Origin of the sequence: Streptococcus mitis, assembly GCF_013305725.1 — a bacterium.
GTDB classification, from domain to species: Bacteria; Bacillota; Bacilli; order Lactobacillales; family Streptococcaceae; genus Streptococcus; species Streptococcus mitis_BO.
In genome coordinates this window covers 1,295,220-1,320,463 of the sequence record NZ_CP047883.1, presented here as the reverse complement: position 1 = coordinate 1,320,463, position 25,244 = coordinate 1,295,220, and the positions used below count along the sequence as shown (strand labels likewise).

The window sequence follows — 25,244 nt, the reverse complement described above, 5'->3', positions numbered from 1 at the left end:
AAATAAGGTGATGATTTCATTCTATATGAAACCGCTTTAAAAATCAAGAAAAACTTGTTGTAACTTCTTTTTTATGCTAGACTGATAGAAAATACTTTTGAATGGTAGAAACTTATGGAATCAATCTTTTTAAAACTAGCTCAGTATCCAATAGTGGAGACAGATCGTTTATTGCTTCGACCTGTAACCTTAGATGATGCGGAAGCTATGTTTGAGTATGCCTCGGATAAGGATAATACACGTTACACTTTTCTAACCAATCAAAGCTTGGAAGAAACCAAGAATAACATTGCTCAGTTCTACTTGGCCAATCCCTTGGGACGCTGGGGAATAGAACTAAAAAGCAATGGCAAATTTATCGGAACCATTGATTTGCACAAGATTGATCCTGTTCTTAAGAAGGCAGCTATTGGCTACATTATCAACCAAAAGTATTGGAATCAAGGATTGACGACAGAAGCCAATCGTGTCGTGATTAAGCTGGCTTTTGAGAAGATTGGAATGAACAAGTTGACCGCACTTCACGATAAAGATAATCCCGCATCTGGAAAGGTCATGGAGAAATCAGGCATGCATTTTTCACATGCAGAAGCTTATGCTTGTATGGACCAGCACGAAGAAGGTCGAATTGTTACAAGAGTTCATTATGTCTTGACCAAGGAAGACTATTTTGCAAATAAATAAGCAGTTGAAAAGAAATTTTCGACTGTTTTTTCTTCCTCTTACGAATAATCTAAGAGAGGAGAAAATATGGAAGCAATTATCGAGAAAATCAAAGAGTACAAAATCATTGTCATTTGTACTTGTCTGGGCTTTCTTGTAGGAGGATTTTTCCTGCTAAAACCAGCTCCACAAACACCTGTCAAGGAAACGAATTTGCAGGCAGAAGTTGTAGCAGTTTCCAAGGATTCGGTGTCCGAAAAGGAAGTGACCAAGGAAGAAAAGGAAGAACTGGTTGAACAAGATCTAATCACAGTAGATGTGAAGGGTGCTGTCAAATCGCCAGGAATTTATGACTTGCCAGTAGGTAGTCGGGTCAATGATGCTGTTCAGAAGGCTGGTGGCTTGACAGAGCAAGCAGACAGCAAGTCGATCAATCTAGCTCAGAAAGTCAGTGATGAGGCTCTGGTTTACGTTCCAACTAAGGGAGAAGAAGCTAATCAACAGACTAATTCGGGGGTGTCTTCTTCAACAAGCAAGGACAAGAAGGTCAATCTCAACAAAGCCAGTATGGAAGAACTCAAGCAGGTCAAAGGACTGGGTGGCAAACGAGCTCAGGATATTATCGACCATCGTGAGGCAAATGGGAAATTCAAGTCGGTTGATGAACTTAAGAAGGTCTCTGGCATTGGTGCTAAAACGATAGAAAAGCTAAAAGACTATGTTACAGTGGATTAAGAATTTCCCCCTTCCCCTAATTTATCTGAGTTTTCTATTGCTCTGGATTTACTACGCCATTTTCTCATCATCTTATCTCGCACTGCTAGGCTTTGTTTTTCTACTAGTCTGTCTCTTTTTCCAATTTCCTTGGAAATCTGCTAGCAAAGTTCTAGTGATTTGTGGAATCTTTGGCTTCTGGTTTCTGTTTCAAAATTGGCAACAGAGTCAAGCGAGTCAAAATTTGGCGGATTCTGTTGAAAGGGTACGGATTTTGCCCGACACTATTAAGGTTAATGGTGATAGTCTATCCTTTCGTGGCAAGTCTGATGGACGCATTTTTCAAGTCTATTATAAACTCCAATCCGAGGAGGAGAAAGAAACCTTTCAAATTTTAACAGCCCTTCATGATTTGGAACTAGAAGGGAAACTTTCGGAGCCAGAAGGGAAGAGAAATTTTGGTGGTTTTGACTATCAAGCCTATCTGAAAACTCAGGGAATTTACCAGACTCTGAATATCAAAAAAATCCAGTCACTTCAAAAGGTTGGCAGTTGGGATCTAGGTGAAAACCTGTCCAGTTTACGCCGTAAGGCTGTAGTTTGGATTAAGACGCATTTTCCAGATCCTATGCGCAATTACATGACGGGGCTTCTATTAGGACATCTGGATACAGACTTTGAGGAGATGAATGAGCTTTATTCTAGTCTAGGAATTATCCACCTATTTGCCTTGTCAGGCATGCAGGTAGGATTTTTCATGGATGGATTTAAGAAACTACTCTTGCGATTAGGCTTGACCCAAGAAAAGTTGAAATGGCTGACTTATCCCTTTTCCCTTATCTATGCAGGGCTGACAGGATTTTCAGCATCGGTCATTCGCAGTCTCTTGCAAAAGTTACTGGCTCAACATGGTGTTAAGGGTTTGGATAATTTTGCCTTGACGGTTCTTGTCCTCTTTATCATCATGCCAAACTTTTTCTTGACAGCAGGAGGAGTCTTATCCTGCGCTTATGCTTTTATCTTGACCATGACCAGCAAAGAAGGGGATGGGCTCAAGGCTGTTGCTAGAGAAAGTCTAGTCATTTCCTTGGGAATATTGCCCATTCTGTCCTTCTATTTTGCGGAATTTCAACCTTGGTCCATCCTCTTGACCTTTGTCTTTTCCTTTCTTTTTGACTTGGTCTTCTTACCGCTCTTGTCTATCTTATTTGTCCTTTCTTTTCTCTATCCAGTCATTCAGCTGAATTTTATTTTTGAATGGTTGGAGGGAATAATTCGCTTGGTATCACAGGTGGCAAGTAGACCGCTTGTCTTTGGACAACCTAATGCGTGGCTTTTAATTTTATTGTTAATTTCCTTGGCTTTAGTCTATGATTTGAGGAAAAACATTAAAAGGCTAGCAGTATTGAGCTTATTGGTTACAGGTCTCTTTTTCCTTACCAAGCATCCACTGGAAAATGAAATTACCATGCTAGATGTTGGGCAAGGCGAAAGTATTTTCCTACGGGATGTAACTGGGAAAACCATTCTCATAGATGTGGGAGGTAAGGCAGAGTCTGATAAGAAAATTGAAAAATGGCAAGAAAAGGCGACAACCAGCAATGCCCAGCGAACCTTGATACCCTATCTCAAAAATAGAGGAGTAGCCAAGATTGACCAGCTGATTTTGACAAATACGGACAAGGAACATGTCGGAGATTTGTTAGAGGTGACCAAGGCTTTCCATGTAGGGGAGATCTTAGTATCAAAAGGAAGTTTGAAACAGAAGGAATTTGTGGCAGAACTACAAGCGACCCAAACAAAAGTTAGAAGTATAACAGCAGGAGAGAACTTGCCAATTTTTGGAAGTCAGTTAGAAGTCCAATTTCCAAGGAAAATTGGAGATGGAGATCATGAAGATTCCCTGGTTTTGTATGGAAAACTCTTGGATAAAAACTTTCTTTTCACAGGAAATTTGGAGGAAAAAGGAGAGAAGGAATTGCTGAGGCAATATCCTGACCTAGAAGTGGATGTTTTGAAAGCTGGTCAACATGGCTCTAAAAACTCATCAAGTTCAGCCTTTTTAGAACAGCTCAAACCAGAGATGACCCTCATCTCAGTTGGAAAGAACAATCGAACGAAACTCCCCCATCAGGAAACCTTGATACGACTAGAAGATATCAATAGCAAAGTTTACCGAACTGATCAGCAAGGAGCTATACGCTTTAAAGGGTGGAAAAATTGGAAAATCGAAAGTGTTCGATAGGAAGGACAAATATTATATATTAGTAAAATAAACTAAAAATCTGTTGCATAATAATGATAAAAACGATATAATGAAAGCGTATTCAATATTAATGATATAAAACCATTAAAAATTAGTAAAAATCGTTTAATTAGTTAGTTTATGATTATTGGTCTATTTCAGTCCAGTATATCTGCTGAGAGCGTTCTTAAAACTTATAGGTATGATTGGAATATCTACTATAAGTCTAGTATGAATTCCCAGAGATATAACTATATTAATCCCCTGTTATGGTATCGTTATGACAGCTATTCTGAATATAAAATTGGTTCTGGTTGGAATTACGATTGTTATGAGGTACTAAACTACTACAGCGGAGGCTATTAATCCTTAAAGAGTGATAAAAAGGAGGGCTAGTTATGTTGCATCTTACTCATGTGACCTTAAAAACGCGACAAGTCATCTTACAAGATGTTGATTTTACATTTGAAAAGGGTAGGATTTATGGTATTCTTGCTATAAATGGCTCTGGAAAGACGACACTGTTCCGCGCCATTAGCAATTTAATTCCTATAAGTAGCGGAAATATTGTAGCCCATCCTTCTTTATTTTATTATGAGAGCGTTGAATGGCTGGATGGAAACTTAAGTGGGATGGACTATCTTCGCCTTATCAAGAACATCTGGAAGTCAGGGCTGAACTTGGGGGATGAAATTACCTATTGGGAAATGTCTGACTATATCAGCCTTCCCATTCGCAAGTATTCCTTAGGCATGAAGCAACGCTTAGTGATTGCCATGTATTTCCTCAGTCAGGCGAAATGCTGGCTTATGGATGAGATTACAAATGGCTTAGATGAGTATTATCGACAGAAGTTTTTTGATAGGCTAGCACAAATCGATAGACAAGAGCAGCTGGTTCTTTTAAGTTCCCACTATAAGGAAGAGTTGCTTGATGTCTGCGATAGAGTAGTAACCATTCATCAGGGGCAAATAGAAGAGGTTTAGTTTATGAAAGATGTTAGTCTATTTTTATTGAAAAAAGTTTTCAAAAGTCGCTTAAACTGGATTATCTTAGCTTTATTTGTATCTGGACTCGGTGTTACCTTTTATTTAAATAGTCGGACTGCAAACTCACACAGCTTGGAGAGCGAGTTGGAAACCAGTCTTGTAAAAGATGAGAGAATCATCAATGAATATGAAGAGAAACTCTCCCAAATATCTGATACCAGCTCGGAGGAATACCAGATTGCTAAAAATACTTTAGACGGGCAAAAAAATCTTTCGACTCAAAAGACAGAAATTCTGACTTTATTAAAAGAAGGGCGATGGAAAGAAGCCTACTATTTGCAGTGGCAAGATGAAGAGAAGAATTATGAAATGATATCAAATAACCCGACTATTAGCTCTGACTTTAAAATGGCGGTTGACCGCCAACGAAAGATTTACCAAGCCCTGTATCCCTTGAACATAAAAGCACATACTTTGGAGTTTCCGACCCACGGGATTGATCAGATTATCTGGATTTTAGAGGCTATCATCCCAACCTTGTTTGTGATTGCTATTATTTTTATGCTAACGCAACTATTTGCAGAAAGATATCAAAATCATCTGGACACAGCTCAGTTATATCCTTTTTCAAAAGTGGCATTTGCCATGTCCTCCCTTGGAGTTGGAGTGGGCTATGTAACTGTGCTGTTTATCGGAATCAGCGGATTTTCTTTTCTAGTAGGAAGTCTGATAAGTGGTTTTGGACAGTTAGATTATCCCTACCCGATTTATAGCTTAGTGAATCAAGAGGTAACTATTGGAAAGATACAAGATATGTTATTTCCTGGCTTGTTATTAGCTTTCTTAGCCTTTATCGTCATTGTGGAAGTAGTGTACTTGATTGCTTACTTTTTCAAGCAAAAAATGCCTGTCCTCTTTCTTTCACTTATTGGGATTGTTGGCTTATTGTTTGGTATTCAAACAATTCAGCCTCTTCAAAAGATTGCACATCTGATTCCCTTTACTTACTTGCGTTCAGTAGAGATTTTGTCTGGAAGATTACCTAAGCAAATTGATAATGTCAATCTAAATTGGGACATGGGGCTAGTTTTACTTCCTTGCCTGATTATCCTTTTGTTAGTGGGGATTCTATTTATCGAAAGATGGGGAAGTTCACGTAAAAAGGAAGTTTTTAATAGGTCTTAGCATTCCTATAGGGAAGCTAAGGAAAAACTAACATAGGGAGAGAATCAACTTGCTTCTCTCTTGTTTATTAGGAAATCAAGGCAAAATACAAACACAAACTTTTCAAAAAAATAACTTTTTATCTTGACAAGGGCTAGAAAACTTGGTATCATATAAAAGTTGAGAAAAGCAGAAGTGAGAGCTTCTCGCCTTGTGACATTAAGTTGCCTGGCCCTACGGATGAAAAGTTTCTAAGAAACGCTATCATAACGTGCGGGCTTGTATATTTACGAGTCCGCTATTGTTTTTCTCTAATAAAACAAAAGAGGTGAAAACCATAGCAAAGCAAGACTTATTCATCAATGATGAGATTCGTGTACGTGAAGTTCGCTTGATTGGTCTTGAAGGAGAACAGCTAGGCATCAAGCCACTCAGTGAAGCGCAAGCTTTAGCTGATAACGCTAATGTTGACCTAGTATTGATTCAACCCCAAGCCAAACCGCCTGTTGCAAAAATTATGGACTACGGTAAGTTCAAGTTTGAGTACCAGAAGAAGCAAAAAGAACAACGTAAAAAACAAAGTGTTGTTACTGTGAAAGAAGTTCGTCTAAGTCCAACTATTGACAAAGGTGACTTTGATACAAAACTTCGCAATGCACGCAAATTCCTTGAAAAAGGAAATAAAGTTAAGGTATCTATTCGCTTTAAGGGTCGTATGATTACCCATAAAGAGATTGGTGCAAAAGTTTTAGCCGAGTTTGCTGAAGCAACTCAAGATATTGCCATCATCGAACAACGTGCTAAAATGGATGGACGTCAAATGTTCATGCAATTGGCGCCAGCGACTGACAAAAAATAATTGTCAGAAAGTTAAATAAAGGAGAAAAAATCATGCCAAAACAAAAAACACACCGCGCATCAGCTAAACGTTTCAAACGTACAGGTTCTGGTGGACTTAAACGTTTCCGTGCTTACACTTCTCACCGTTTCCACGGAAAAACTAAGAAACAACGTCGTCATCTTCGTAAAGCATCTATGGTGCATTCAGGAGATTACAAACGTATCAAAGCAATGCTTACTCGCTTGAAATAATAGCCTAACAGTAAGTAAACAATTCTAGGAAATATTTGGAGGAAATAAAACATGGCACGTGTTAAAGGTGGCGTTGTATCACGCAAACGTCGTAAACGTATTCTTAAATTAGCAAAAGGTTACTATGGAGCTAAACACATCTTGTTCCGTACTGCAAAAGAACAAGTAATGAACTCTTACTACTATGCATACCGTGACCGTCGTCAGAAAAAACGTGACTTCCGCAAATTGTGGATCACTCGTATCAATGCGGCAGCTCGTATGAACGGACTTTCATACTCACAATTGATGCATGGTTTGAAATTGGCTGAGATCGAAGTTAACCGTAAAATGCTTGCTGACTTGGCTGTTAACGATGCAGCAGCTTTCACAGCTCTTGCAGATGCAGCGAAAGCAAAACTTGGTAAATAATAACAGATAAGACTGGAACAGGATTGTCCCAGTCTTTTTGAAAATAAAGGAGAAAAATATGGCTTCAAAAATGCTACACACTTGCTTGCGAGTAGAAAATCTTGAAAAATCAATCGCATTTTATCAAGATGCTTTTGGTTTTAAAGAATTGCGTCGCAGAGATTTTCCAGACCATGCCTTCACGATTGTCTATCTAGGTCTTGAGGGTGATGACTATGAGTTGGAGTTGACTTATAACTACGATCATGGTCCTTATGTGGTTGGAGATGGATTTGCCCATATCGCCCTCAGTACACCTGATCTTGAGGCGCTTCATCAAGAGCATAGTGCAAAAGGATATGAAGTGACTGAGCCAAATGGTCTACCAGGAACTGCACCTAACTATTACTTTGTAAAAGACCCTGATGGCTACAAGGTCGAAGTCATTCGTGAAAAATAATCTCGTGAGGTCAAGTAGAATGTTCGTTTTCTACTTGACTTTTTTTAGCTGAAAGAGTATACTAATAAAAATTTAACCTTTAAGGGGAGTCCAGAGAGACTCACAAGGTGTCAGATAAAAGAATAGTACAATTTTCTAGAGGAGACTTTTTGAGTGTGCTCTCTTGTCTTGTACGATTTTAACTGAGGCCTTGCACTAGCAAGGTCTTTTCTTTATCTGATCCCCTTAAAATTTAAGGAGGAAAAGTCATGAATCCCACATGTAAGAAACGTTTGGGTGCCATTCGTTTGGAAACCATGAAGGTGGTTGCACAGGAGGAAATCGCGCCAGCAATCTTTGAATTAGTCCTAGAAGGGGAAATGGTTGAAGCCATGCGAGCAGGTCAATTTCTACATCTGCGCGTGCCTGATGATGCCCATCTTTTGCGTCGTCCTATTTCAATTTCGTCTATTGATAAGGTAAAGAAGCAGTGTCACCTCATTTATCGGATTGAAGGTGCTGGTACAGCTATTTTTTCAACCTTAAGTCAGGGAGATACTCTTGATGTGATGGGACCTCAGGGAAATGGATTTGACTTGTCTGACCTAGATGAGCAGAGCCAGATTCTCTTAGTTGGAGGGGGGATTGGTGTCCCACCCTTGCTTGAGGTGGCCAAGGAATTGCATGCGCGTGGTGTGAAAGTAGTGACAGTTCTCGGATTTGCTAACAAGGATGCTGTTATCCTTGAAAAGGAATTGGCCCAATATGGTCAGGTTTTTGTAACGACAGATGATGGTTCATATGGCATTAAAGGAAATGTGTCTGTTGTCATCAATGACTTAGACAGTCAGTTTGATGCTGTTTATTCATGTGGGGCGCCTGGCATGATGAAGTATATCAATCAAAACTTTTATGACCACCCAAGAGCCTATCTATCTCTGGAATCTCGTATGGCTTGTGGGATGGGGGCTTGCTATGCCTGTGTCCTAAAAGTGCCAGAAAGCGAGACGGTCAGCCAACGCGTCTGTGAAGATGGTCCTGTTTTCCGAACAGGAACTGTTGTATTATAAGGAGAAAATCATGACTACAAATCGTTTACAAGTTTCTCTACCTGGTTTGGATTTGAAAAATCCGATCATTCCAGCATCAGGCTGTTTTGGTTTTGGACAAGAGTATGCCAAGTACTATGATTTAGACCTTTTAGGTTCTATTATGATCAAGGCGACAACACTTGAACCACGTTTTGGCAATCCAACTCCAAGGGTGGCAGAAACTCCCGCTGGTATGCTCAATGCAATCGGTTTGCAAAATCCGGGTTTGGAAGTTGTTTTGGCCGAAAAGCTAACTTGGCTGGAAAGAGAATATCCAAATCTTCCTATTATTGCCAATGTAGCTGGTTTTTCAAAACAAGAGTATGCTGCTGTTTCTCGAGGAATTTCCAAGGCAGCTAATGTAAAGGCTATTGAGCTCAATATTTCTTGCCCCAATGTTGACCACTGTAATCACGGTCTTTTGATTGGTCAAGATCCAGATTTAGCTTATGATGTGGTGAAAGCGGCTGTGGAAGCCTCTGATGTGCCAGTTTATGTCAAACTGACTCCTAGTGTGACGGATATTGTCACAGTCGCAAAAGCTGCAGAAGATGCGGGGGCAAGTGGCTTGACCATGATCAATACTCTAGTTGGTATGCGCTTTGACCTAAAAACCAGAAAACCAATCTTGGCCAATGGAACAGGTGGAATGTCTGGTCCAGCAGTCTTTCCAGTAGCCCTCAAACTCATCCGCCAAGTAGCCCAAACAACAGACCTGCCTATTATTGGAATGGGAGGAGTGGATTCGGCAGAAACTGCCCTAGAAATGTACCTGGCTGGAGCCTCTGCTATCGGAGTTGGAACAGCCAACTTTACCAATCCTTATGCCTGTCCTGATATCATCGAAAATCTACCAAAGGTTATGGACAAATACGGCATTAGTAGTCTGGAAAATCTCCGCAAGGAAGTAAAAGCCAGCCTTAGATAAGCTAGGGTATCATTATCGTCAATAAGACACATAATTTTCATCATTTTGTAATATTTTCATATTTTAACTATGTTAAAATAAAGTTAATTACGAATGATGTAGATGAATATCTACTTAGGGGAGCAAAATGAAGAGAATACTACTTGTAAGTACAGCAGTTCTTGCATTGGCAATTGTGCCCACAACATCAGTCTCTGCTGAAGATAGTAAAACAACGGACCAAAGTCAAACGACGAATAAGAGTCACTCTGTGGACAAAAATCAGTCTTCTAAAGATAAAAATCAGACACCAGCATCAGAAGAGAAAAAAGTTGTTGAAAATACAAAGAATGAAACTGAAAAGACGGAAAAAAAGAAAGAACCAGTTGTTGTAAAAGAAAATAATTCTAAAAAAGAGGCTATTTCAAATAAAGAAAAAGTTGAAGAATCTCATAAGAATGGTTGGCAGAAAGAGCATGGGAAATGGCTTTTTTATGAGAATAATCAACCAATCAAAAACTGGAAAAAGATTGCGAGTGTCTGGTATTTCTTTGATCAACACGGAATCATGGCCAGCAATAGAATTGTTAATGACTATGCTTTTCATACTAGTGGAGCAATGGTAGAAAATTCCTGGGTGAAAATTGCTGATAAATGGTATTATGCTACAGATTCAGGAAAGATTGTTCGTAATAGATGGGAAAAAATTGGCAATGTTTGGTATTACTTCAACCAAGATGGAGTCATGGCTAGCAATGCTCTAGTGAACGATTATCTTCTTAATAGTAGTGGGGCGATGGTTCAAAATGCTTGGGTAAAGATTACTGATAAATGGTATTATGCTACAGATTCAGGAAAGATCCTTCGTAATAAATGGGAAAAAATTAAGGGCACATGGTATTATTTTAATAATGATGGTGTGATGGCCAGTAATCAGTGGAAAAATGCTTACTATCTAAAAAATAGTGGAGCAATGGCTGAAAAAGAATGGATTTTTGATAAATCTTATAATAGCTGGTTTTACCTAAAATCAGGTGGTGCTTATGCTTCACATGAATGGATTGGTGATTATTACCTCAAATCTGGTGGTTATATGGCCAAGAATGAATGGATTTTTGATCCTAACTACAATGCATGGTACTACCTAAAAGAAGATGGAAGTTATGTTACTGGTGGTTTTAACATCAAAAATAAAGAGTATTTCTTCCAGAGTGATGGAAAGTGGATTCAAAGCCCCAAATATTTTAAGGTTAAACCAATCACAGCCTATATTTATAGCGAATCAGGAGATATTTTGAGCTATGTCAATCAGGGAAGTATTGTGACCCATGATGGCTCTAAAAGCAAGGGTAGTCGTCTAGCTATTTCAATATCAGGCTTGTCTGGTTATATGAATCAAAGTGATTTGGCTTTAGTTGAGGAAGGAAGTGAGTTTATTCCTCACTATACTACTGACGGAAGATTCCTATATCATGAACTGTCTCCATACACTAGTATTCGGGTAGCTCCACATACTTCAGCTATGAAAATTGGTAAGAAGTATTATTCAAAGGATGGAGAACATTTCGATGGGTTTACTATCAAAAATCGTTTCCTTTTCAAGAATTTAACTGAACCAACCAACTATAGTGCGGATGAATTAAATAGAGTTTATTCGATGATGAATATCCGAGACAGCCGTCTTGCTGGTAAAGGAGCAATTTTTAAAGAAGCTGAAAAACGTTATGGTGTCAATGCCCTCTATTTAATGGCTCATAGTGCGCTAGAAAGTGCTTGGGGACGAAGCCAAATTGCTAATGATAAAAATAACTTCTTCGGAATAGCTGCTTACGATACTAGTCCCTATGATTCAGCTAAGAAATTTGATGATGTAGATAAAGGAATTCTTGGTGCGGCCAAGTGGATTCGTGAGAACTATATTGACCGTGGAAGAGATCACCTTGGAAATAAAGCGACAGGAATGAATGTTCGCTATGCATCAGATCCGTACTGGGGTGAAAAAATAGCTAGTATCATGATGAATATCAATAGCCGACTTGGTGGAAAAGATTAAAAGATAAGCAACGATAACTGCTGAAAAGTGGTTGTCGTTTTTTTATTTAACTATTATGCTTTACAAACTAGTGTGAAAGTGGTATATTATAGATGAAGCTACTAGTAGGTATTACAGAATAGATTAGAAGGGAGAAGGAATGAAGGAAACTCAACTATTAAAAGGTGTTCTTGAAGGTTGTGTCTTGGATATGATTGGTCAAAAAGAGCGGTATGGTTATGAGTTGGTTCAGACTTTGCGAGAGGCTGGATTTGATACTATCGTTCCAGGAACTATTTATCCTTTGTTGCAAAAGTTAGAAAAAAATCAATGGATAAGAGGCGACATGCGTCCGTCTCCAGATGGTCCAGATCGGAAGTATTTTTCGTTAACCAAAGAAGGAGAAGAGCGTGTCTCGGTCTTTTGGCAACAATGGGACGATTTGAGTCAAAAAGTAGAAGGGATTAAGAAGGGGGGAAAACCATGAAGAAAATAAAGTATTATGAAGAAACAAGCGCTTTGTTACATCAGTTTTCTGAGGAGAATCAGCAGTATTTTGAGGAACTGTGGGATAGTTTTAATCTTGCTGGATTTCTCTATGATGAGGACTATCTCAGAGAGCAGATTTATTTGATGATGCTTGATTTCTCAGAAGCAGAACGAGATGGCATGAGTGCAGAAGATTATCTAGGTAAGAATCCTAAAAAAATAATGAAAGAGATGCTCAAGGAAGCACCTCGCAGTTCTATCAAAGAGTCCCTTTTGACGCCAATTCTTGTTTTAGCAGTATTACGCTACTATCAACTATTAGGTGATTTTTCTAAAGGTCCTCTCTTAACAGTCAATTTGCTTACGTTTTTAGGCCAACTTCTTCTTTTTCTGGTCGGATTTGGGCTTGTGGCTACAATTTTACGAAGAAGTTTAGTCCAAGATTCTCCTAAAATGAAAATTGGCACCTATGTTGTCGTTGGGATTCTTGTTCTGCTAGTTGTTCTGGGATATGTAGGAATGGCAAGCTTCATACAAGAAGGAGCCTTTTATCTTCCTGCTCCCTGGGATAGTTTATCTGTCTTTACGATTTCGCTGGTCATCAGTATTTGGAATTGGAAAGAACCGATTTTTCGTCCCTTTGTCAGTATGATTGTTGCCCACCTTATTGTAGGCTCTCTGCTCCGTTACTATGAGTGGATGGGAATTTCAAATGTTTTTCTTACAAAAGTTATTCCTTTAGCTATCCTCTTTATTGGAATCTTTGTCTTGTTCCGTGGGTTTAAGAAGATAAAATGGAGTGAAATATAGTCAAAAAGCCGTTGCAAAGCGGTTTTTTGTTATTTATAATTTACCTTGATAGTTTTTTAGCAATATAGTAAAATGAAGGAAATATTTTATATATATTGGAGTTTAGAATGAAGAAAATATTTATATCTTTTGGGATTATTTCTCTTTTAACAGGTTTAGTTTGGTTTTTCTTGTATGGGAATCATAAAGAGAGTGATGCTCAGAAAAAACAACTAAATACGGAGGAAATTATAAAGTCAGACTTTTTAGATTTATCGGGAGATTATGTGTCTTCTACAGGTGAGAAAGCTACTGTTACTAAGAATAATCAGAATTGGAGAATTTCATATAATACAGACGAAGGTAATGTATTTGGAGATTTTTCTACGGATTGGAAAGAAGATGGCAACAATAGGTCTTCTGTTACAGAATTTAATAAGTCAGACGGAAATAAGGATTTTAAAATATCTATTTCAGTTAATAATGTAGACGATTCGTCTAAAATTTTAAAGGTAATCACCTTATCTGATGGAAATAAAAATCATGAGATGGTATTTGCTAATAATAGTGATTATTTTAAAAATAATAAGGATGGCATTCTTCAAGGTGATTTAAGCGATTTTAAAGGGACATATTCTAATGACTATTTAGAAAAAGCAATAGTAGACTCTAATTTTACTTTGTATGGGTATAAAAGAGAAGATTACTATAAAGGGATAACTTCTGTTTTTCCAAGAGTGTCTTATCAAGATGGGAATTGGATTTTCTGGAGTGGCTCTACTCATGCACAATTTAAGTTGGATAAAAGTAAAACACCGAAAAAAATTAATGATTACTATGAAGTGTATTTTGTAGAGGATAATAAAAACGCAACTATTGGTCAAGAATTAACTTTAACATTTATTCCTGCTAATGAAGTTGGGCCAGATAATGATAGAGTAACAGAGAACAGAGTATTTTATGGGAAGACTTATTTAAAACCTTACAAAGAAGAGTGGTGGGAAAAGTATAACAGTATTAGTTCTACAGAGATAGATTTAGATATTGAAGCTATAGAAAATGGCGATATTTCAACACTTGTTGGAACATGGAGGAATGGTCGCGGAAATGAATTGATAATTAATTCTGATGGAACAACTGGGGATGGAAATAGGATTAAAGTAATCAAAGATTCATCTAAGAAGAGCAGTGTTCCGTATGTTAGTTTACAAAGTGGTCATACAAGTGCTGCTATTGGATTGTTTAAAAAAGGTTTTAAACAATCCAATGGGTGATCAATCAGATAGCTCACGGCCACGCTTAATTATTACTCAATCAGCTGAAAATTATGATGAAGATTTTTATTACTATAAAGTAAAGTCAAGTGATATCCCGTAAAATAATAGGAGAATCATAGTCAAAAAGCCGTTGCAAAGCGATTTTTTGATATAATGAAGGGAAGAATGGTAGAAATTAAAGGAGAAAAATTTGATGAGATACATAACTCTTGGTCAAGATGACAAAGAATTATCAGAAATTGTTCTCGGAATGATGAGAATAAAAGATAAGTCTGTAAAAGAAGTTGAAGAGCTTGTAGAAACAGCACTTTCTGTTGGAATCAATGCTTTTGACTTGGCTGATATTTATGGTCGTGGTCGTTGTGAAGAACTGTTAGGTCTTGTCCTAAAAAATCGTCCAGATTTAAGAGAAAAGATGTGGATTCAGTCCAAATGTGGCATTCGCATTGAAGAATTTACCTATTTTGATTTTTCTAAGGACTATATTATAAAATCAGTTGACGGAATTTTGCAAAGATTGAAGATTGATCATCTAGATAGCTTGCTTCTTCATCGACCAGATGCTTTGATGGAATCTGACCAAGTAGCAGAAGCCTTTGATCTTCTTTATAAACAAGGTAAGGTTCGAGATTTTGGAGTTTCTAATCAAAATCCTATGATGATGGAGTTGCTTAAAAAAGATGTCAAGCAGCCGTTAGCTGTTAATCAGCTACAATTGAGTGCGGCTTTTACTCCAGGATTCGAATCAGGTTTTCATGTTAATATGGAAGATAGTCAAGCAGCTATGCGAGATGGCAGCATTTTTGAATATTGCAAATTACACGATGTGGTCATTCAAGCATGGTCTGTCTTACAATTCGGGTATTTTAAAGGGAATTTTGTTGGAAATGAGAAATTTCAAGTTTTAAATCAAGTACTTGATCGTTTAGCTATTAAATATGGAGTAACCCCTTCAACTATTGCCATTTCTTGGATATTGCGTTATCCAGCAAAAATGCAGGCAGTCGTAGGTACAACAAATCCTAAGCACTTGAGAGAAGTTAGCGAAGCGACAAACTTTAGCTTAACAAGAAAAGAATGGTATGAAATTTATCTTGCTGCAGGGAATAATTTGCCGTAAGTAGAAGCAGATGTAAATAAATCACAGTCAAAAAGCCGTTGGAAAACGGTTTTTTGTTATAATTAAACTAAGAATTTAGAATTAAAGGAGAAAAACATGACATTTGAAGAAATTCTACCGGGGTTAAAGGATAAGAAAAAATATGTACGTACTGGTTGGGGAGGTGCTGAAAACTATGTGCAGCTTTTTGACACCATTGAACAAAACGGGGTTGCACTTGAGGTGACGCCTTACTTCCTAATCAACGTGTCTGGAGAAGGGGAAGGTTTTTCCATGTGGAGTCCGACACCTTGTGATGTTTTGGCGACGGATTGGGTAGAAGTGCATGACTAGATGTGTATTGATTACGGGAGTGAGTTCAGGGATCGGTCTGGCTCAAGCTCGACTCTTTTTAGAGAATGGCTTTCAAGTTTATGGAGTTGACCAAGGTGAAAATCCACTCTTACAGGGTGATTTCCACTTTCTACAGAGAGATTTGACCTTGAACTTGGAGCCTATTTTTGATTGGTGTCCTCAGGTTGATGTTTTGTGCAATACTGCTGGAGTTTTGGATGATTACAAACCACTTTTGGAACAGACAGCGCAGGAAATTCATGAGATTTTTGAAATCAACTACGTGACTCCTGTTGAGTTGACTCGGTATTATTTGACTCAAATGTTGGAGAATAAAAAAGGGATTATTATCAATATGTGCTCCATTGCTTCTAGCCTAGCAGGTGGAGGTGGACATGCCTATACTTCTTCGAAGCACGCCTTGGCTGGATTTACCAAACAGTTGGCTCTAGATTATGCTGAAGCTGGGATTCAGGTCTTTGGTATCGCTCCAGGAGCAGTCAAGACAGCTATGACCGCTGCCGACTTTGAACCAGGTGGATTAGCAGACTGGGTGGCGAGCGAAACACCAATCAAGCGCTGGATTGAACCAGAGGAAGTGGGAGAAGTCAGCCTCTTTTTGGCCAGTGGAAAGGTATCTGCCATGCAGGGACAAATTCTGACAATAGATGGTGGCTGGTCTTTGAAATAGGGAGAACAAAGTTAATAAAAAGGAGCACCTATGACATCGCAAGAAATGTGGAATGCCTATAAGCAAATCAATCCTTCTATCGGAGACGAGATAGATGCTTGGGCTTTTGGAGTGGAACCAGACCTTTTAGCGGATTTGGTTTTAAAAGGCGAAAAAACAGCAACAGCTTCAGCCTACGATTTCTACGCACTAGAAGCCGAGTCTCTTCCTCAAGAAGGAACTTTTGATGTCATTTTAGATAGTCAAAATCAGTCTGTCTGCATTGTCGAAATTACAAGGGTTTCCGTTCAGCCCTTCAATCAAGTTTCTGCTCAACATGCCTTTAAGGAAGGGGAAGGTGACAAATCCTTAGCCTATTGGCGTCAGGTTCATGAGGATTGTTTCGCCGAGTGGCTGAAAGAAGCAGGACTGACTTTTACACCTGAAAGCAAGGTTGTTTTAGAAGAATTTCGCAAGGTCTACCCACTGTAGACTATTAGGAGGAAGAAAGTTTTGGAAATCACCGTCCAATCCTTTTTTCTCAAGTAAAACATGATATAATAAGTTTGTTTGAAGAAGAGCTCTAGCTCTTAAACTTAGAATAGGAGAAAACTATGCAAGCAGTTGAACATTTTATTAAGCAATTTGTTCCTGAACATTATGATTTATTTTTAGACTTGAGTCGTGAGACCAAGACTTTTTCAGGGAAGGTAACCATCACTGGTCAAGCACAGAGTGACCGCATTTCCCTCCACCAAAAAGACTTGGAAATCGCTTCTGTAGAAGTTGCAGGGGTAGCTCGCCCATTCACAGTTGACCATGAAAATGAAGCCCTTCATATCGAATTGGCTGAGGCTGGTCAAGTTGAAGTGGTTATCGCTTTCTCAGGAAAAATTACAGACAACATGACAGGGATTTACCCTTCTTATTACACAGTTGATGGAGTCAAGAAGGAAGTCTTGTCTACTCAGTTCGAGAGTCATTTTGCGCGCGAAGCCTTCCCATGTGTGGATGAACCAGAAGCCAAAGCAACTTTTGACCTCTCTCTACGTTTCGACCAAGCAGAAGGTGAATTGGCCTTGTCTAATATGCCAGAAATCGATGTTGAAAACCGTAAGGAAACAGGTATCTGGAAGTTTGAAACAACACCTCGCATGTCTTCTTACTTGTTAGCCTTTGTTGCGGGTGATTTGCAAGGGGTAACGGCTAAAACTAAAAACGGTACCCTCGTAGGTGTCTACTCAACCAAAGCCCATCCACTATCTAACCTTGATTTCTCACTGGATATTGCTGTTCGCTCTATCGAGTTTTACGAAGATTACTATGGAGTTAAGTACCCAATTCCTCAATCTCTCCACATCGCCCTTCCTGACTTCTCAGCAGGTGCTATGGAAAACTGGGGTCTGGTAACCTACCGTGAAGTTTACTTGGTTGTCGATGAGAACTCTACATTTGCTAGCCGTCAACAAGTTGCCCTTGTTGTTGCCCATGAATTGGCTCACCAATGGTTTGGTAACCTCGTAACTATGAAATGGTGGGATGACCTTTGGCTTAATGAAAGCTTCGCTAACATGATGGAGTACGTCTGTGTGGATGCTATTGAACCAAGCTGGAATATTTTTGAAGACTTCCAAACAGGTGGAGTACCTCTTGCTCTTGAACGTGACGCGACTGATGGTGTTCAGTCTGTTCACGTCGAAGTCAAACACCCAGATGAAATCAATACGCTCTTTGATGGCGCTATCGTCTATGCCAAAGGAAGCCGTCTCATGCACATGCTTCGCCGTTGGCTAGGAGATGCCGATTTCACTAAAGGTTTGCATGCCTACTTTGAAAAACACCAATACAGCAACACCATTGGTAGTGACCTTTGGGATGCCCTTGGTCAAGCGTCAGGACGTGATGTCGCAGCCTTCATGGATTCTTGGTTGGAACAGCCTGGTTACCCAGCTCTTACTGTCAAAGTTGAAAATGATGTTTTGAAGATTTCACAAAAACAATTCTTTATCGGTGAACACGAAGATAAGAACCGTCTCTGGGTAGTGCCACTCAATAGCAACTGGAAAGGTTTGCCTGATACACTTGAAACTGAAAGTATCGAAATACCTGGCTACGCAGCTCTTCTTGCAGAAAACAAAACAGCACTTCGTCTCAACACAGAAAATACAGCCCACTACATTACAGACTATCAAGGAGACTTGTTAGATGCTGTTCTTGCTGACCTAGTTGAGCTTGATAAGACAAGTAAACTGCAGATCGTTCAAGAACGTCGTTTGCTTGCTGAGGCAGGGCACATTTCTTATGCTGACTTGCTTCCAGTTCTTGATAAACTTGCTAAGGAAGAATCTTACCTTGTCGTTTCAGCTGTTTCTGAAGTAATTTCTGCTCTTGAGCGCTTTATCGATGAAGGAACAGAAGCTGAAAGAGCCTTCAAAGACTTGGTTGCTAAATTGGCTCGTCATAATTATGACCGTCTTGGTTTTGAAGCTAAAGATGGCGAATCAGATGAGGATGAATTGGTTCGTCAGTTAGCCATTTCTATGATGATTCGCTCAAATGATGCAGAAGCTAGCCAAGTCGCTAGCCAAATCTTCGAAGCTCACAAGAATCAGCTTGCAGGACTTCCAGCAGCTATTCGCTCACAAGTTCTGATCAATGAGATGAAACATCATGAGACTAAAGACTTGTTAGCACTTTATCTTGATACTTATACGCACGCAACAGATGCGGTCTTTAAACGTCAGTTGGCAGCAGCTCTTGCCTACAGTACAGATGCGGACAATATCCAAAACTTGATTGCTTCTTGGAAGGACAAATTTGTGGTCAAACCACAAGACTTGTCTGCTTGGTACTTCCAGTTCTTAAGCCATCAAGCAACTCAGGAAACAGCATGGTCTTGGGCTCGTGAAAACTGGGCTTGGATTAAGGCAGCCCTTGGAGGAGATATGAGCTTTGATAGCTTTGTCATCCTTCCTGCTCACGTATTTAAGACTCAGCAACGCTTGGCGGAATACAAGGAATTCTTTGAGCCACAACTTTCTGACCTTGCTCTTAGCCGTAACATCGGTATGGGAATCAAGGAAATTGCAGCGCGTGTTGACTTGATTAACCGTGAAAAAGCTGCAGTGGAAGCAGTCGTTCTTCAATACGGAAATGCATAAATAAGCCTAAAATAAAAAGAAAACTCAGCTATCTCATGTAAAATGCAGAGAGTTGAGTTTTCTTTAAGGCAAATTTGGTATAATAGTTTTAATAAGGAGGAGTTTCTCATGATAAAAATCTTATTAGTTGAGGATGACCTAGGCCTGTCAAATTCAGTATTTGACTTTTTAGACGATTTTGCGGATGTTATGCAGGTATTTGATGGGGAAGAAGGTCTCTACGAAGCTGAGAGTGGAGTCTATGATTTGATTTTGCTCGATTTGATGTTACCTGAAAAAAATGGCTTCCAAGTCTTGAAAGAATTGCGTGAAAAGGGGATTACGACTCCAGTTCTGATCATGACTGCCAAGGAAAGTTTGGATGATAAGGGACATGGATTTGAACTGGGAGCGGATGATTATCTGACTAAACCTTTCTACCTAGAAGAACTCAAAATGCGGATTCAAGCCCTTCTCAAACGTTCAGGTAAATTTAATGAAAACAGCTTGACTTATGGAAATATTGTGGTTAATTTGTCAACCAATACCGTTAAAGTCGAAGATACTCCTGTCGAATTGTTGGGGAAAGAGTTCGATTTATTAGTTTATTTCCTTCAAAATCAAAATGTTATTTTGCCCAAGACTCAGATTTTTGATCGTCTATGGGGATTTGATAGTGACACAACGATTTCAGTTGTCGAAGTCTATGTTTCAAAAGTCCGTAAGAAATTAAAAGGAACCACTTTTGCAGAGAATTTGCAAACCTTGCGCAGTGTTGGGTATATTTTAAAAGATGTTCAGTAAACTAAAAAAAACATGGTATGCGGATGACTTTAGTTATTTTATCCGCAACTTTGGTGTCTTCACTCTGATTTTCTCCACTATGACCTTGATTATATTGCAGGTCATGCATTCGAGTCTCTATACTTCGGTGGATGATAAGCTTCATGGACTGAGTGAAAATCCTCAGGCAGTTATTCAGCTGGCTGTAAATAGGGCAACAGAAGAGATTAAAGACTTAGAGAATGCCGCTACAGATTCTAGCAAGACTGAAGTAAAACCCAATGTCAGTTCCAACACAGAAGTCATTCTTTTTGATAAGAATTTTACCCAGCTCCTTTCTGGAAACCGATTTTTGGGATTGGATAAGATTAAGTTAGAGAAAAAAGAACTAGGCCATATCTACCAGATTCAAGTTTTTAATAGCTATGGACAAGAAGAAATTTATCGCATGATTTTGATGGAAACGAATATCAGTTCGGTTTCAACCAATATCAAGTATGCAGCTGTTTTGATTAATACCAGTCAGTTGGAGCAAGCCAGTCAAAAGCATGAGCAATTGATTGTGATCGTGATGGCTAGTTTCTGGATTCTGTCTTTGCTCGCCAGTCTCTATCTAGCTAGGGTCAGTGTTCGTCCTCTGCTTGAGAGCATGCAGAAGCAACAGTCCTTTGTGGAAAATGCTAGTCATGAATTGAGAACTCCTTTAGCAGTCTTGCAAAATCGTTTGGAGAATTTGTTTAGAAAACCCGAAGCGACCATTATGGAGTCTAGTGAGAGTATCGCTTCCAGTCTTGAAGAAGTTCGAAATATGCGTTTTTTAACAACAAATCTTCTTAACTTAGCCCGCCGTGATGATGGAATAAAACCAGAAATAGCGGAAGTATCACCACAGTTCTTTAAAACGACCTTTACGAACTATGGCTTGATTGCTTCGGAAAATGACCGAGTCTTTGAATCTGAGAATAGAATTTACCGTCCTATTATGACGGATCAGTTGCTTCTCAAGCAGTTAATGACAATCTTATTTGATAATGCAATAAAATATACAGAAGAAGATGGAAAGATTGAGTTTCTTGTTCATTGTACAGATCGGCATCTTTATCTTACTGTATCTGATAATGGTATTGGTATTTCGGCTACAGATAAAAAGAAAATCTTTGATCGCTTCTATCGTGTTGATAAGGCAAGAACTCGTCAGAAAGGTGGTTTTGGTTTGGGATTATCTTTGGCCAAGCAGATTGTTGATTCCTTAAGAGGAACGATTACAGTTAAGGATAATAAACCGAGAGGAACGATTTTTGAAGTCAAGATTGCAATTCAATCTCCCTCGAAACGTAAGAATAGATAAAAAAAGACAGTTTTACTCTGTCTTTTTCTATCAGATATAAGAAAAAGGCTGGTACAAAGACCAACCTTTATTTTGTCATTTTTTGTTTAATAATCATTCGTTGTAATTTTAAAAGGGCAAAACTTACACCCATAGCAGCTATAAACGATAGAGTCGTATTCAATTTTAAGGCTAAAAAGATAAAGCTGAAAAGTGCCATAAAGATACCAAAACAGGCAATATTAACAAAAAATAGGATTTCTTTTACATTTGCTCCCATTGATGTTTCAGGTGTATAATCTTGATAAAGTGGAGTTTGCACCGTTTCTTCAATATGTTCAAACTCATGAGTTTTTAGTTTTCTTGCAGACATGATTCTCTCCTTACAGGTACATAACTATTTTATCATTTTTTCAGCAGATAATTATTACAGAAAGGTTACAAAAAGAATAAAGTCCCTTTTCAAAATCACTTTTCTTGACACCATAATGTGAAAATGATAGGATGGATGGACACCAAATACTTATTAATATTCATAATTGCTTATATTAGCAAGGAAATAGAGCTACCAAATGATTCTTTTTTACGAAAATTTGTCTCCTTATTTTCTTGATTTTATTTAATTTGATTAGTGAGATTTGTTTTGAATACAGAGACAGATTTTCTGTCTCCTATTTTTATAGTAGTGGGGTGTCTAATCGATACCTCTTGAAAAGTTAAAGGAGATAAGCATGTATCTTGCTATCAAAGAAATATTACAAAACAAACTTCGATATAGTTTGATTTTAACTACCATTTTTCTTATCGCTTTCATGGTCTTTTTTATGACCAGTTTAGCTCTTGGTCTTGTGCGAAACAACCGAGCCGCTATTGATAATTGGCAAGCGACGGGTGTGGTTTTATCTGACTATGCAAATGATAATTTGACGGCATCTTTTATTCCTGAAAAGGACTATAAGGATAAGAGTTCTAAAGAGGCAGTTCCACTGGGTTATATGTTCGCTGTGACCAATCTAGTCGATGATAGTGAAAAGGTCAATGTTTCCATCTTTGCTCAAGAATGGGACTCTTTTATTTCACCTAGTTTGCAGGAGGGCCGTTATCCTGAAGGGGATGATGAGGTGGTCGTGGATCAGTCGTTTGAAAACTATGGAATGAAGTTGGGTGATGCCATTCAGCTCAATGGAAGCGAAGTAAGTTACAAGATTGTAGGGCTGACTAAAGGAAATAAGTTTTTTACTGAGCCAGTTGTCTTTACGAGTTTGACAACTTATTGGAACTTACAAGGAACTTTAAAATCTAATAAATCGATCTCTGCCTTGGTATTGAAAAATGATATAGAATTGGCTGGCGATGGACTGAAACAGATTTCTATTCCAAAAATGATATCGAAAATTCCTGGTTACACACCTCAGGTTAATGTATTTTCAGGGATGATTCTTGCTATGATTGTCATCACAGGCTTGATTGTGGGTATATTTGTTTATATCATTACCATACAAAAACTAGGGCTTTATGGAATAATGCGGGCTCAGGGAATACAGATCAAAACCATTGTATGGTCTCTTTTCTGTCAAATCTTCTTCCTAGCTGGTATGGGGATTGCTTTAGCCTTGCTGGCTATTGGAGGAGTGATTTTAGTCTTGCCAGCTACCTTCTTTTTCTACCCAAGTTGGTTAGCCTATTCTGTCCTAAGCTTTGTGATTTGCTTGATGGCCATGCTAGGTGGCGTCATTTCATTTCCACGCTTGCTAAAGGTGAACCCGATTACTGCGATTGCAGAATGATGAGGAGAATAGTATGACAGCATTAATTGAAATGACTCAAGTGACAAAAACGTATGGGGAAGGAAAGATGAAAGTCGTGGCCCTGCATGAGACGAATTTCCAGCTGAATGCGGGAGAGTTCGTAGCAATCGTTGGGCCTTCAGGCTCTGGAAAGACGACCTTTCTAACAACTCTAGGACAACTTCAGGAAGCATCGAGTGGAAAGATTTTGGTAAAGGGGAAGGAAACAGGCAGTTTGACGGAGAAGGAGAAAACAGACCTCCGTTTTAGAGAGTTTGGCTTTATTCTTCAGGCTTCAAACTTAATTCCTTTTCTAACGGTCAAAGAACAGCTGGATTTGATTGACAGACTGGATAAGGGAAAAAATAGTAAAAGTGATCGAAAAGAGTTACTTGACTTGTTGGATTTGGAAAAAGTACAAAATCAGTATCCAAAGGCTTTATCAGGTGGTGAACGTCAACGGGCCGCAATTGCTAGAGCGCTTTATAACAATCCGAGTATCGTTCTTGCAGATGAACCGACAGCCAGCCTTGACACAGAGAGGGCCTATCAAGTAACGGAAATGTTGGCCGCCATTGCCCATGAACAAGGTAGAGGAGTTGTCATGATTACTCATGATACACGCCTTCTTGATAAGGTGGACCGTATTTATGTTATGAACGACGGCTACCTAGTTAAAGAAACACATGCATAAAATAGAGTGAGCGGTGCTGGTACTGTTCACTTTTTAATTTCAAAAGTTAAAAATAAGCCTAACTTTTTGTAAAACTCCCAGTATTCATAGCTGATTTTTGAGAAATATGGTATAATTTTCCTTATGGAAAAGATTATCATTACAGCAACTGCTGAAAGTATTGAACAAGTTAAACAACTGCTCGAAGCTGGCGTAGACCGTATATATGTCGGTGAGAAAGATTTTGGCCTTCGTCTGCCGACAACCTTTAGTCATGACCAATTGCGTGAAATCGCTAATCTGGTTCATGATACTGGTAAGGAATTGATCGTTGCGGTTAACGCCCTCATGCACCAAGATATGATGGACCGTATCAAGCCTTTCTTAGACTTCTTGGAAGAAATCAAGACAGACTACATTACGATTGGGGATGCGGGTGTCTTTTACGTGGTCAACCGCGATGGTTATTCCTTTAAGACTATCTATGATGCTTCGACTATGGTCACTAGCAGTCGTCAGATCAACTTCTGGGGACAAAAGGCTGGCGCATCTGAGGCTGTTTTGGCGCGTGAAATTCCATCTGCTGAACTCTTCAAAATGCCAGAGATTTTGGAAATTCCTGCTGAAGTGTTGGTTTATGGAGCTAGTGTGATTCACCATTCTAAGCGTCCTCTCTTGCAAAACTACTATAACTTTACACATATCGATGACGAAAAGACTCGCAAGCGTGACCTCTTCTTGGCTGAGCCAAGTGACCCTGAGAGCCATTATTCCATTTTTGAAGACAATCATGGTACCCACATCTTTGCCAATAACGACCTTGATTTGATGACCAAATTGACAGAATTGGTAGAGCATGGATTTACTCACTGGAAACTAGAAGGGCTCTACACTCCTGGTCAGAACTTTGTTGAGATTGCAAAACTCTTTATCCAAGCACGTAGTTTGATTCAAGAGGGCAACTTTAGCCATGATCAAGCCTTCTTGCTAGATGAAGAAGTTCGTAAACTTCACCCTAAAAACCGATTCCTTGATACAGGATTCTATGACTACGATCCTGATATGGTTAAATAGGACATCAAAACCCGAAATAAAATGTTCGGGTTTTTCCAGTGTATCCATGAAATAAA

General features: G+C 38.9%; 27 protein-coding genes and 1 other annotated feature. Of the genes, 26 read left to right on the top strand and 1 reads right to left on the bottom strand.

All coding sequences use genetic code 11. From position 1 onward, the window contains the following. The first annotated feature begins 114 nt into the window (after positions 1 to 114). The 23 genes from M594_RS06500 to M594_RS06395 all read left to right on the top strand — a co-directional run bounded on the left by M594_RS06500 (position 115) and on the right by M594_RS06395 (position 21,675). Positions 115 to 684, top strand: a complete 570-nt coding sequence (locus M594_RS06500; protein ID WP_153209672.1) for a GNAT family N-acetyltransferase — start codon at positions 115 to 117, stop codon at positions 682 to 684. 66 nt (positions 685 to 750) lie between these two features. Next, complete coding sequence (locus M594_RS06495) at positions 751 to 1,398, top strand: helix-hairpin-helix domain-containing protein (protein WP_173876288.1); 648 nt, start codon at positions 751 to 753, stop codon at positions 1,396 to 1,398. Further along, positions 1,382 to 3,622: a DNA internalization-related competence protein ComEC/Rec2 gene (locus M594_RS06490; protein WP_173876287.1), complete on the top strand. Its 2,241-nt coding sequence runs from the start codon at positions 1,382 to 1,384 to the stop codon at positions 3,620 to 3,622. The genes M594_RS06495 and M594_RS06490 overlap by 17 nt, the downstream gene beginning before the upstream one ends. A 141-nt stretch (positions 3,623 to 3,763) precedes the next feature. Further along, complete coding sequence (locus M594_RS10130) at positions 3,764 to 3,988, top strand: hypothetical protein (RefSeq protein WP_254597133.1); 225 nt, start codon at positions 3,764 to 3,766, stop codon at positions 3,986 to 3,988. 32 nt (positions 3,989 to 4,020) lie between these two features. Further along, positions 4,021 to 4,608 carry an ATP-binding cassette domain-containing protein gene (locus tag M594_RS06485; RefSeq protein WP_173876286.1) on the top strand — a complete coding sequence of 196 codons (588 nt, stop codon included), beginning with the start codon at positions 4,021 to 4,023 and terminating at the stop codon, positions 4,606 to 4,608. 3 nt (positions 4,609 to 4,611) lie between these two features. Next, positions 4,612 to 5,796 (top strand): hypothetical protein, encoded by a 1,185-nt coding sequence (locus M594_RS06480; RefSeq protein WP_173876285.1) that lies wholly within the window; start codon positions 4,612 to 4,614, stop codon positions 5,794 to 5,796. 160 nt (positions 5,797 to 5,956) lie between these two features. After that, positions 5,957 to 6,088 (top strand) — a sequence feature (ribosomal protein L20 leader region). Between the two features lie 15 nt (positions 6,089 to 6,103). Continuing rightward, positions 6,104 to 6,634: a translation initiation factor IF-3 gene (infC, locus tag M594_RS06475; RefSeq protein ID WP_000848180.1), complete on the top strand. Its 531-nt coding sequence runs from the start codon at positions 6,104 to 6,106 to the stop codon at positions 6,632 to 6,634. A 32-nt stretch (positions 6,635 to 6,666) separates the two neighbouring features. Then, on the top strand, positions 6,667 to 6,867 hold the full coding sequence (gene rpmI, locus M594_RS06470) for a 50S ribosomal protein L35 (RefSeq protein WP_001125943.1): 201 nt from the start codon (positions 6,667 to 6,669) through the stop codon (positions 6,865 to 6,867). A gap of 51 nt (positions 6,868 to 6,918) precedes the next feature. Further along, positions 6,919 to 7,278, top strand: a complete 360-nt coding sequence (gene rplT / locus M594_RS06465) for a 50S ribosomal protein L20 (protein WP_000124834.1) — start codon at positions 6,919 to 6,921, stop codon at positions 7,276 to 7,278. A gap of 58 nt (positions 7,279 to 7,336) precedes the next feature. After that, positions 7,337 to 7,717 carry a VOC family protein gene (locus M594_RS06460; protein WP_000157153.1) on the top strand — a complete coding sequence of 127 codons (381 nt, stop codon included), beginning with the start codon at positions 7,337 to 7,339 and terminating at the stop codon, positions 7,715 to 7,717. 248 nt (positions 7,718 to 7,965) lie between these two features. Continuing rightward, positions 7,966 to 8,766 carry a dihydroorotate dehydrogenase electron transfer subunit gene (locus M594_RS06455; protein WP_173876284.1) on the top strand — a complete coding sequence of 267 codons (801 nt, stop codon included), beginning with the start codon at positions 7,966 to 7,968 and terminating at the stop codon, positions 8,764 to 8,766. Then, positions 8,729 to 9,715: a dihydroorotate dehydrogenase gene (locus M594_RS06450; RefSeq protein ID WP_173876283.1), complete on the top strand. Its 987-nt coding sequence runs from the start codon at positions 8,729 to 8,731 to the stop codon at positions 9,713 to 9,715. The genes M594_RS06455 and M594_RS06450 overlap by 38 nt, the downstream gene beginning before the upstream one ends. Before the next feature lie 127 nt (positions 9,716 to 9,842). After that, on the top strand, positions 9,843 to 11,747 hold the full coding sequence (locus M594_RS06445; protein ID WP_173876282.1) for a glucosaminidase domain-containing protein: 1,905 nt from the start codon (positions 9,843 to 9,845) through the stop codon (positions 11,745 to 11,747). Positions 11,748 to 11,886: 139 nt separating this feature from the next. Next, positions 11,887 to 12,213 carry a PadR family transcriptional regulator gene (locus M594_RS06440; RefSeq protein ID WP_125454528.1) on the top strand — a complete coding sequence of 109 codons (327 nt, stop codon included), beginning with the start codon at positions 11,887 to 11,889 and terminating at the stop codon, positions 12,211 to 12,213. Next, positions 12,210 to 13,025 (top strand): hypothetical protein, encoded by an 816-nt coding sequence (locus tag M594_RS06435; RefSeq protein ID WP_173876281.1) that lies wholly within the window; start codon positions 12,210 to 12,212, stop codon positions 13,023 to 13,025. Before M594_RS06440 ends, M594_RS06435 begins: the two co-directional genes overlap by 4 nt. Positions 13,026 to 13,132: 107 nt before the next feature. Continuing rightward, positions 13,133 to 14,278: a DUF6287 domain-containing protein gene (locus M594_RS06430; RefSeq protein ID WP_254597124.1), complete on the top strand. Its 1,146-nt coding sequence runs from the start codon at positions 13,133 to 13,135 to the stop codon at positions 14,276 to 14,278. Positions 14,279 to 14,474: 196 nt separating this feature from the next. Next, positions 14,475 to 15,401 carry an aldo/keto reductase gene (locus tag M594_RS06425; RefSeq protein WP_173876280.1) on the top strand — a complete coding sequence of 309 codons (927 nt, stop codon included), beginning with the start codon at positions 14,475 to 14,477 and terminating at the stop codon, positions 15,399 to 15,401. 96 nt (positions 15,402 to 15,497) lie between these two features. Next, on the top strand, positions 15,498 to 15,734 hold the full coding sequence (locus M594_RS06420) for a DUF2829 domain-containing protein (RefSeq protein ID WP_000141924.1): 237 nt from the start codon (positions 15,498 to 15,500) through the stop codon (positions 15,732 to 15,734). Next, positions 15,727 to 16,425, top strand: coding sequence for a 3-oxoacyl-ACP reductase (locus M594_RS06415; protein WP_173876279.1), 699 nt, complete (start codon positions 15,727 to 15,729; stop codon positions 16,423 to 16,425). Before M594_RS06420 ends, M594_RS06415 begins: the two co-directional genes overlap by 8 nt. A 30-nt stretch (positions 16,426 to 16,455) precedes the next feature. Beyond that, a complete protein-coding gene (locus M594_RS06410; RefSeq protein WP_173876278.1) occupies positions 16,456 to 16,896 on the top strand; it encodes an ASCH domain-containing protein in 441 nt (146 codons plus the stop codon). Between the two features lie 122 nt (positions 16,897 to 17,018). Then, the gene (locus tag M594_RS06405; RefSeq protein ID WP_173876277.1) at positions 17,019 to 19,565 is read left to right on the top strand and encodes a M1 family metallopeptidase; all 2,547 of its coding nucleotides are present in this window, start codon (positions 17,019 to 17,021) and stop codon (positions 19,563 to 19,565) included. 108 nt (positions 19,566 to 19,673) lie between these two features. Then, on the top strand, positions 19,674 to 20,348 hold the full coding sequence (ciaR, locus tag M594_RS06400) for a two-component system response regulator CiaR (RefSeq protein WP_049542984.1): 675 nt from the start codon (positions 19,674 to 19,676) through the stop codon (positions 20,346 to 20,348). Continuing rightward, positions 20,338 to 21,675: a sensor histidine kinase gene (locus tag M594_RS06395; RefSeq protein WP_173876276.1), complete on the top strand. Its 1,338-nt coding sequence runs from the start codon at positions 20,338 to 20,340 to the stop codon at positions 21,673 to 21,675. The genes ciaR and M594_RS06395 overlap by 11 nt, the downstream gene beginning before the upstream one ends. Before the next feature lie 67 nt (positions 21,676 to 21,742). Here M594_RS06395 and M594_RS06390 read toward each other — a convergent pair whose 3' ends face one another. Next, positions 21,743 to 22,027: a DUF3270 domain-containing protein gene (locus M594_RS06390; RefSeq protein WP_136937644.1), complete on the bottom strand. Its 285-nt coding sequence runs from the start codon at positions 22,025 to 22,027 to the stop codon at positions 21,743 to 21,745. A 358-nt stretch (positions 22,028 to 22,385) separates the two neighbouring features. Here M594_RS06390 and M594_RS06385 point away from each other — a divergent pair, with 358 nt between their 5' ends. The 3 genes from M594_RS06385 (at position 22,386) to M594_RS06375 (ending at position 25,188) form a co-directional block, all read left to right on the top strand. Beyond that, a complete protein-coding gene (locus tag M594_RS06385) occupies positions 22,386 to 23,441 on the top strand; it encodes an ABC transporter permease (RefSeq protein ID WP_173876275.1) in 1,056 nt (351 codons plus the stop codon). A 13-nt stretch (positions 23,442 to 23,454) separates the two neighbouring features. After that, a complete protein-coding gene (locus tag M594_RS06380; protein WP_173876274.1) occupies positions 23,455 to 24,135 on the top strand; it encodes an ABC transporter ATP-binding protein in 681 nt (226 codons plus the stop codon). A 123-nt stretch (positions 24,136 to 24,258) separates the two neighbouring features. Then, positions 24,259 to 25,188: a peptidase U32 family protein gene (locus M594_RS06375; protein ID WP_173876273.1), complete on the top strand. Its 930-nt coding sequence runs from the start codon at positions 24,259 to 24,261 to the stop codon at positions 25,186 to 25,188. Positions 25,189 to 25,244 lie beyond the last annotated feature (56 nt).

Bases quoted from the DNA above. Each gene is read 5' to 3' on its own strand.
- M594_RS06405 (WP_173876277.1), top strand. From the start codon at position 17,019: ATGCAAGCAGTTGAACATTTTATTAAGCAATTTGTTCCTGAACATTAT.
- M594_RS06485 (WP_173876286.1), top strand. From the start codon at position 4,021: ATGTTGCATCTTACTCATGTGACCTTAAAAACGCGACAAGTCATCTTA.
- M594_RS06385 (WP_173876275.1), top strand. From the start codon at position 22,386: ATGTATCTTGCTATCAAAGAAATATTACAAAACAAACTTCGATATAGT.
- M594_RS06390 (WP_136937644.1), bottom strand. From the start codon at position 22,027: ATGTCTGCAAGAAAACTAAAAACTCATGAGTTTGAACATATTGAAGAA.
- M594_RS06380 (WP_173876274.1), top strand. From the start codon at position 23,455: ATGACAGCATTAATTGAAATGACTCAAGTGACAAAAACGTATGGGGAA.
- M594_RS06450 (WP_173876283.1), top strand. From the start codon at position 8,729: ATGGTCCTGTTTTCCGAACAGGAACTGTTGTATTATAAGGAGAAAATC.
- M594_RS06415 (WP_173876279.1), top strand. From the start codon at position 15,727: ATGACTAGATGTGTATTGATTACGGGAGTGAGTTCAGGGATCGGTCTG.
- M594_RS06440 (WP_125454528.1), top strand. From the start codon at position 11,887: ATGAAGGAAACTCAACTATTAAAAGGTGTTCTTGAAGGTTGTGTCTTG.
- M594_RS06495 (WP_173876288.1), top strand. From the start codon at position 751: ATGGAAGCAATTATCGAGAAAATCAAAGAGTACAAAATCATTGTCATT.
- M594_RS06480 (WP_173876285.1), top strand. From the start codon at position 4,612: ATGAAAGATGTTAGTCTATTTTTATTGAAAAAAGTTTTCAAAAGTCGC.
- M594_RS06490 (WP_173876287.1), top strand. From the start codon at position 1,382: ATGTTACAGTGGATTAAGAATTTCCCCCTTCCCCTAATTTATCTGAGT.
- M594_RS06425 (WP_173876280.1), top strand. From the start codon at position 14,475: ATGAGATACATAACTCTTGGTCAAGATGACAAAGAATTATCAGAAATT.
- M594_RS10130 (WP_254597133.1), top strand. From the start codon at position 3,764: ATGATTATTGGTCTATTTCAGTCCAGTATATCTGCTGAGAGCGTTCTT.
- M594_RS06460 (WP_000157153.1), top strand. From the start codon at position 7,337: ATGGCTTCAAAAATGCTACACACTTGCTTGCGAGTAGAAAATCTTGAA.
- rplT (WP_000124834.1), top strand. From the start codon at position 6,919: ATGGCACGTGTTAAAGGTGGCGTTGTATCACGCAAACGTCGTAAACGT.
- M594_RS06435 (WP_173876281.1), top strand. From the start codon at position 12,210: ATGAAGAAAATAAAGTATTATGAAGAAACAAGCGCTTTGTTACATCAG.
- M594_RS06395 (WP_173876276.1), top strand. From the start codon at position 20,338: ATGTTCAGTAAACTAAAAAAAACATGGTATGCGGATGACTTTAGTTAT.
- M594_RS06375 (WP_173876273.1), top strand. From the start codon at position 24,259: ATGGAAAAGATTATCATTACAGCAACTGCTGAAAGTATTGAACAAGTT.
- ciaR (WP_049542984.1), top strand. From the start codon at position 19,674: ATGATAAAAATCTTATTAGTTGAGGATGACCTAGGCCTGTCAAATTCA.
- M594_RS06500 (WP_153209672.1), top strand. From the start codon at position 115: ATGGAATCAATCTTTTTAAAACTAGCTCAGTATCCAATAGTGGAGACA.
- M594_RS06410 (WP_173876278.1), top strand. From the start codon at position 16,456: ATGACATCGCAAGAAATGTGGAATGCCTATAAGCAAATCAATCCTTCT.
- M594_RS06430 (WP_254597124.1), top strand. From the start codon at position 13,133: ATGAAGAAAATATTTATATCTTTTGGGATTATTTCTCTTTTAACAGGT.
- M594_RS06420 (WP_000141924.1), top strand. From the start codon at position 15,498: ATGACATTTGAAGAAATTCTACCGGGGTTAAAGGATAAGAAAAAATAT.
- M594_RS06445 (WP_173876282.1), top strand. From the start codon at position 9,843: ATGAAGAGAATACTACTTGTAAGTACAGCAGTTCTTGCATTGGCAATT.
- M594_RS06455 (WP_173876284.1), top strand. From the start codon at position 7,966: ATGAATCCCACATGTAAGAAACGTTTGGGTGCCATTCGTTTGGAAACC.
- rpmI (WP_001125943.1), top strand. From the start codon at position 6,667: ATGCCAAAACAAAAAACACACCGCGCATCAGCTAAACGTTTCAAACGT.